General features: G+C 31.3%; 10 protein-coding genes. All 10 read left to right on the forward strand.

Features of this window, described 5'->3' with window-relative positions; translation table 11 throughout:
• Nucleotides 1–40: 40 nt before the first annotated feature.
• Entirely contained in the window at nt 41–961 is a 921-nt protein-coding gene (locus RWM06_RS06125) for an XRE family transcriptional regulator (protein WP_313970484.1), read from the forward strand.
• A gap of 134 nt (nt 962–1095) precedes the next feature.
• Entirely contained in the window at nt 1096–2004 is a 909-nt protein-coding gene (locus RWM06_RS06130) for an XRE family transcriptional regulator (RefSeq protein WP_313970485.1), read from the forward strand.
• Nucleotides 2005–2466: 462 nt separating this feature from the next.
• Nucleotides 2467–2757, forward strand: coding sequence for a hypothetical protein (locus RWM06_RS06135; protein WP_313970486.1), 291 nt, complete (start codon nt 2467–2469; stop codon nt 2755–2757).
• 24 nt (nt 2758–2781) lie between these two features.
• Nucleotides 2782–2988, forward strand: a complete 207-nt coding sequence (locus tag RWM06_RS06140) for a hypothetical protein (RefSeq protein WP_050246678.1) — start codon at nt 2782–2784, stop codon at nt 2986–2988.
• A gap of 32 nt (nt 2989–3020) precedes the next feature.
• On the forward strand, nt 3021–3737 hold the full coding sequence (locus RWM06_RS06145) for an ATP-binding cassette domain-containing protein (RefSeq protein WP_050235539.1): 717 nt from the start codon (nt 3021–3023) through the stop codon (nt 3735–3737).
• Nucleotides 3694–5049 (forward strand): hypothetical protein, encoded by a 1356-nt coding sequence (locus RWM06_RS06150; RefSeq protein ID WP_313970487.1) that lies wholly within the window; start codon nt 3694–3696, stop codon nt 5047–5049. The genes RWM06_RS06145 and RWM06_RS06150 overlap by 44 nt, the downstream gene beginning before the upstream one ends.
• On the forward strand, nt 5036–5302 hold the full coding sequence (locus RWM06_RS06155; RefSeq protein WP_050235541.1) for a hypothetical protein: 267 nt from the start codon (nt 5036–5038) through the stop codon (nt 5300–5302). The genes RWM06_RS06150 and RWM06_RS06155 overlap by 14 nt, the downstream gene beginning before the upstream one ends.
• Nucleotides 5299–5673, forward strand: a complete 375-nt coding sequence (locus RWM06_RS06160; protein WP_050235542.1) for a metalloprotease family protein — start codon at nt 5299–5301, stop codon at nt 5671–5673. The genes RWM06_RS06155 and RWM06_RS06160 overlap by 4 nt, the downstream gene beginning before the upstream one ends.
• Nucleotides 5663–6163: a transporter gene (locus RWM06_RS06165; protein ID WP_313970488.1), complete on the forward strand. Its 501-nt coding sequence runs from the start codon at nt 5663–5665 to the stop codon at nt 6161–6163. Before RWM06_RS06160 ends, RWM06_RS06165 begins: the two co-directional genes overlap by 11 nt.
• A 459-nt stretch (nt 6164–6622) precedes the next feature.
• Nucleotides 6623–6842: ATP-binding cassette domain-containing protein (locus tag RWM06_RS06170; RefSeq protein WP_313970489.1), on the forward strand; the 220-nt coding region annotated here is incomplete at its 3' end.

Here is a 6842-nt window from a genome sequence, read left to right on the forward strand (position 1 = left end):
TGTTTGAAAATCAAATCTTTTATAATCATGCGAGGGGCAAATGAACAAGATAAATGAGTTAGGGGATAAAGTGCGACTTTTAAGAGAGGAGAAAGGGCTTAGTCGCCCAGTTTTTTGTGGGGATGAGTCTGAATTATCAGTGCGTCAGTTGGTGAGAATCGAAAAAGGAGAATTTCGCCCGACGATAAAAACACTAGAATATATTGCAGATAGATTAGAAATTCCGTCCTACGTCTTGATGCCAGATTATAAGGAATTACCGAAGCGTTACCAAGAATTAAAATACTTTCTTTTTCATCATCCTGACTATGGAGACAAGGAGTTGCAGGAACAAAAGGAAGAATATTTCGATGAGATTTTTGAGAATTTTTATGATGATTTGCCACGTGATGAGAAAGTGCTAGTGGATTGTCTTCAAGCCATAGATGAAGTGAGAGCGACTAGTAATTCCTTATACGGAAGTGGTGTGATTGAGGACGGTCTTCAAGACTTACTATCCAGAGATGTATATAAAGCCGAGGACTTGTTGAAACTGAGACTGTATTTCAACTGTCAGTTAATGGATGGTTTAAATATGGGTGAGATAAAAGAATCTGAGCATGAAACCATTCTTTGTTTTCATGACAAACTAAGTTCTCAGGTTGATAAGATAGAGTTCGATTGTTTGGACTTACTTAGAGACTCCTTGTTAGCTTCTTTAACTTGTATAGAGATTATGGGGCTGTTTCATTATTTTAAGAGAGCAGTTGAGACCTTAAATAAAATAGGGCAGAAAACACGAGATTTCCAAAAGCAACCGATTGTACTTATGGTCGAATGGAAATATTATATTCAGATGGATTATGATACAGCCAAACAAAAGTATGAAGAAGCAAAAATGATGGCAAGGATGTTTGGCAATGAGAAGTTAGTCGTTAGTTTAGATAATGAATGGAGCGAAGACTTAGAAAGGTATTGTTAAATGCTTTATAGGGGTGACATTTCTGTCATTGGGGAAATGTCGCTTTTTGTACATTTTTTGATAAAATGTTATAATAAATGCATATGTTTGTTTGGTTATCAAAGTTTTTGGAATGATCCTAGAGGTAAAGAGAAGTGAATGAATTAGGAGAGAAGGTACGAATCCTTAGAGAGGAGAAAGGACTTAGTCGTCCAGTTTTTTGCGGGGATGAGTCTGAATTATCAGTCCGTCAGCTGGTGCGGATAGAAAAAGGAGAATTTCGCCCGACGATAAAAACACTAGAATATATTGCAGATAGATTAGAAATTCCGTCCTACGTCTTGATGCCAGATTATAAGGAATTACCGAAGCGTTACCAAGAATTAAAATACTTTCTTTTTCATCATCCTGACTATGGAGACAAGGAGTTGCAGGAACAAAAGGAAGAATATTTCGATGAGATTTTTGAGAATTTTTATGATGATTTGCCACGTGATGAGAAGATGATAGTGGATTGCCTTCAGGCAATAGATGAGGTGAGAGCGACGGATAATGAACAGTATGGAATAGCGCTTTTAGATGAATCTTTTGAGGAACTATGGAATCAAAGAGAGTTTTCCTTTTCAGATCTTTTAAAAATTAGATTGTATTTTTTATGTAGTTATTTAGAAAATATAAAAAAAGGACAGTTATCTAGTAGCGAACAGCAGAAACTTCAATTAATGTTTCAAAAAGTGTGTAATAACGTAGAAAATAGCGGTACAGACGATTTATTTCTTGTTCGTGATGTGTTATTTGCAGGGCTAGGCAGTTGTGAATTATTGAATGATTTAGAGTTATTTAAGTTAGCTGTGGAAAAACTGAATTGGATTTCTGAAAAAACACGAGATTTTCAAAAGCAACCGATTGTACTTATGGTCGAATGGAAATATTATATTCAGACTGATTATGATACAGCAAAACAAAAGTATGAAGAAGCAAAAATGATGGCGAGGATGTTTGGTAATGAGCAGTTAATCGTTAGTTTAGATAAGGAATGGACTGAGGATAATAAAAGATTCTGAGAAAAACTTGATTTCAGGAGCAAATGAAGTAAATGTTTTCACAATAAAAGGCATAATATCAGTTATACAAAAACTTTGATATTATGCCTTTTATTATGGAAAGACGTTTTAAATGTTAGCTTTGAATTAATTTTTTGTCTAGTCTAATTTATATTATATTTTGAGAAATGTAATATTTTTGAAGATTAGTTTAGATAGCTTTTTTCTCTAATTTTACCAGTTTAAATAAAGTAGTGACATTTCTGTCATTGGAGAATTTTTTATAAACTGATATAATCCAATATGTAAGCAAGAAGCTTACTAAATTTTTGCTTACTGGAAAAGTTATTGAATAATGTAATTTATCATTAACTTCATTTATAACAAGGGAGGTAGTTAAAGATGGTTCAGTTTTTTTCACTTTTAGGAACTTTGCTTTGGTGGAAATAGACAATTGTTGCTATTTTTATGAAGGTGAGAAGCGTGCTAGAATTTGAAAGAATAAACAATGTTTTATTGACTGGTATGTCAGAAGTTGGAGATGTACTGCTCATTCGACAAACACTATCAAATCTTATTCAAGTAGAAATAAGAGTTAACGGCTATTTATTGGATTTGATTACAATAAAGTCTAAAAGATTAAAAATCTATCCCATAATTGGAATAGAAAAAAATGCACTTATTCTGGTTCAAGAAGTAAGTGTAGGACTTGATATGACGTTGGAGAGTAATAGAACATTTAGAGATTTTGATTTTTTTAGAAAATTAAAATAGGTTTGAAGAAAAGGAGAAGAAAAAATGCTTAATAGTTATATTTCGTTTTTAGAAAATAAATATGCTACAACTGTAACAGTAAAATGGATTTGGGCTGTTGTTGTATTGATTTCAGTTATCGGTGCGATTGGATATGCTGTTTACTGTACATGGGTCGGAGGAACGTTTGTTGGTGGTATCAAAATTGGTATTCCTGATTTAGTCCATGTAACTTTTAACTGTAAAAGATAGATAGAAGTAGCTTTTAATTAACGAGGTTAGAAATGATTGAAATAAAGAACCTGAGTAAGAAGTATAAAAATCGGATAGTGCTGAATGACGTAACAATATCTTTCCCTGAAAAAGGAGTGACTGTTATTGTTGGGGTCAACGGAAGTGGTAAGACAACATTGATGGATTGTATAGTAGGGATGAAGTCAATGGATTCGGGAGAGATTTTTGTCGATAGTTTTTCTTATAGTAGCGATAACTATAAATCAAAGTTATTCTATATTCCTTCTGACTTTTATCTTCCTGAGTTTATGACAGGTATAGAGTACTTACATTTTATTTTATCAAGATATGTTCATTCTAATCGATTGTTAATACCTGATTTTATTGATTTATTTGGGTTAGAATCAGCACAAAATCAGTTAATTGAAAGTTACTCATTTGGTATGAAGAAAAAAATTCAGATTATTGCAGCTCTTTTATCAAATGCTGAATATATATTATGTGATGAGGTTTTTAGCGGGTTGGATTTTGAAACGGAGTTACTGCTGACGGAATTGTTAAAAGTTATATCAAAGAAGTCAAGTATTGTATTGGTGTCACATAATAAGTTAGTTGTTGAAAAATTTTCAGATAATATATATTTGATGAGAAATGGTAAATTATCTCTATTTTCAGGGACTGCTGAAGATTTAGTAAAGAAAATTTCATTAATGGAGAGTGTTTATGATAAAATCCAATGGATTAAAACAAGTTTTGTTTCTGGTTGAATTTTTTATTAATAGCGCACTAAAAGGAATATTAAATCGCCCTTTTTTCTCTTCGAAAATTAGAAAAACTATTTTCTTTGCTATATTTTTTTCTCTTTATTTTGCTTACTTTATGTATAATATGAGTGAGCTAAATCACATTTCATCAAATTTGTCAGCAGTTGATAATAGTTTGTTGCATAAGGGGCAGGCGATAACGTTTTTTAGTTATTTCAGTAATACAATTACATTAGCTATCGTCAGTTTTGTTTTTGTAGAGACTACTGTAAGTTTAGATAAATCGTCACTATTTTTTGTCAAAGCATTGCCTCATCAAAATATTGTGGTGTATAGAGCGTATGTGCTGTTTAAAATTATTGTAATGTTGACTATTTATGGATTGGTTTCAGTTATTGCTGTACCTACTATTAAACTAATCACAGATAGCTTTTTCGAGGGGATACTATTTTCCATAACACAATTTTTAACATTTTTGATTACAGTTATCCTACTTGAGTGCTGTACTCGAATATTTAAAATAACTTGGTTTGTAAGAAAAAGCTTAGTATCTGTTGTTTTCTCTATACATTATTTTATTTTACTGTTATCGACGCTATACTATTTTTTCCATTTTAGATATGAATTTGAAAGTACTTTAGCCAACAACGTTACTAATTTATCATCATATATCATAATATCATTTAGTGTAGCAATCTGTTTATTTTGTATGTTTAGTTTAATCATATATTCATATCCTACGAAAGAGAACATTTTTATATCTCGGAGATATATAAGAATGCCAGTTGTGGAAAAGACGATTTTTCGAAATAAGCAAAATATTGGGATTTTATTGCTATTTTTTACAATATGCACTATTGTCACGATTCAAAGCGGAATAAATATAGGAATAATCGTGGGAGGATCGTTGTTACCATTTGCTGGTATTCTACTACTGCATTTTGCGGATGTAACTGCTTTATTCCGCAAACAGTTTGATCTGATAAGAATTAGCTATAAGATGGATTGGTTCTATCAATTCTGTTTAATTATGTTATTGTCACTTCCAAGTGTCTTGATGTGGTTATTAAGTATTATTACGATTCATTCTCTGTTAAAAGGGATGAGCTTTTCAGTTGCGAGTTTATTACTAGGATATCTATTTCCTAAATCGTATGGTAGTCTGAATGAATTTACATCGGTTTTATTGTTAATGAGTTTATTTGTTGCATTTGGTGTGTTTTCAAATATGCTAGGAATGGAATTATTAGTATTGTTTTCACTAATAGTTCTCCATTTTATGATTGTTAGAAAGGTTAGAAATGAAAAATTATAGTAAATATTTTAGTGTTACAGTTGTTACTTATTTGTTTTTGTTGGTTATCGAGACCTTGGTAAAATTATTTTCTATTGGGGGAGAAAGTTCTCAAAGTGTGACGACCTTGCTTGGGATTTCAATTGATAATCATGTCACTGCTCATGAAATTTCTACTACATTTGGACTAACTCCTCAGATAGTTGTTACATTTGCTATATACTCTATCTTTGTATCTGCTATAATTTATACATTTAAAAGAGGGACAAAATGATTTTGACATTAGGAGTATTATATATATTTTCTATTTTAGGTGGATTGATATTACACGAGTTACTCCATATTTTCATCGCGCATTTATTGAGATATAGTCCGAAACTAACTTTTTTGCCACCATTAAAATTTCAAGTATATTATGAAAATAGATATCAACCTTTGGATAATCTGCTTATATCGATTATTTCCCCGTTGTTTTTAGTCTTTATAGGATTTTTTATAGAATTAAATATATATACAATTATTTTAAAAATTACTTGTCTTTTAAATCTATTTAACTTGATACCAATTACAGGTGATGGAGAGGTTATTTTCCTATCTCTTATGCAGATGATAAAAAAGAAAAGAGGAAAAAGAATTGAAACTTAAATATTTACTGGGAGTGTTTTCGATAGTCGCACTGTTTGTAATTGGTTATTATTTTTCAAACTCAGTTACTCAAGCAAATACATATAACGATCGATTACCGGTATTTGTGCATGAAGATTCTGAACAAATTATACACAAGTTAGTTAGGAAAAAAGAAGGGATTTATTATTTTGGTTTCCCCACTTGTCCGTGGTGTGTAGAGTTATTGCCAGTTTTTAATGAAGTTTTATCAGAACATAAAAAGACGGCATTCGTTGTTAATGTAAGAGATAAAAACTATACAAATAGACAAAATGGGATTCTAGAAAAATTTTATAAGCAGTACACAGGTGAGGATGGTTTATCCGTTCCTTTTGTAGTAGCTATTGATAAAAATGCAAATGTAAAAGTTCATGTGGGAACAGTAGATGATCATGATGCCAGCAAGAAGAGATTGACTTCTGTCCAAAAAGAAGAATTAATCAATGTTTTGAGTGATTTAATTAGATAACAATACCTTTTTATTTAGCCATCAAACCGAAACATATTACAGAGAAAATACAGTTTGGTTAAATAGTATCTTGGGAGCTTTTTGGTTGGGTATTACCAGCAGTGCCTATTCCTATCTTTTTATGGTATGTTCAGTATAGTATATTACAAATATCGATATTCTTATTAGGGATGGTGTTTGCCTATTTACTGTGCCAAAGTATACAATTTATAGAGGTCTTGATTTTTAAACGATATGAGTTTAAAGATGCGAAAGAATTAGATGCTTTTTCAATTCCTATAAATACAAGGATAACGTTGTACATTATTCGCTTCGTACCAGTTATGGTTTGCTTATTATTCAATCAAATTAAACTATTTGGTTTATGGGGCTTGATATTGTTAAATATAGTTTATATCAGTGTTATTTATTGTAGTTTATATCGACATATGTTGTCAAAAGTAATTAAAGGAGATAAGAATGTCCATTTTATCCATTAAAAATATTTCAAAGTTTTACACTTTGGACGGTAAACATCAAGAACAGGCTTTAAAGAATATAAACCTGCAGATTGCAAAAGGTAAAATTACAGCGATTTACGGGCCGTCAGGCTGTGGCAAAACCAGTCTACTAAACATCATCAGTGGTTTAGATAGACAATATGAAGGAGATTTAGAGTTTAAAGGGGAATCCCTCCGTG

The organism is uncultured Streptococcus sp. (genome assembly GCF_963516575.1).
Lineage (GTDB): Bacteria > Bacillota > Bacilli > Lactobacillales > Streptococcaceae > Streptococcus.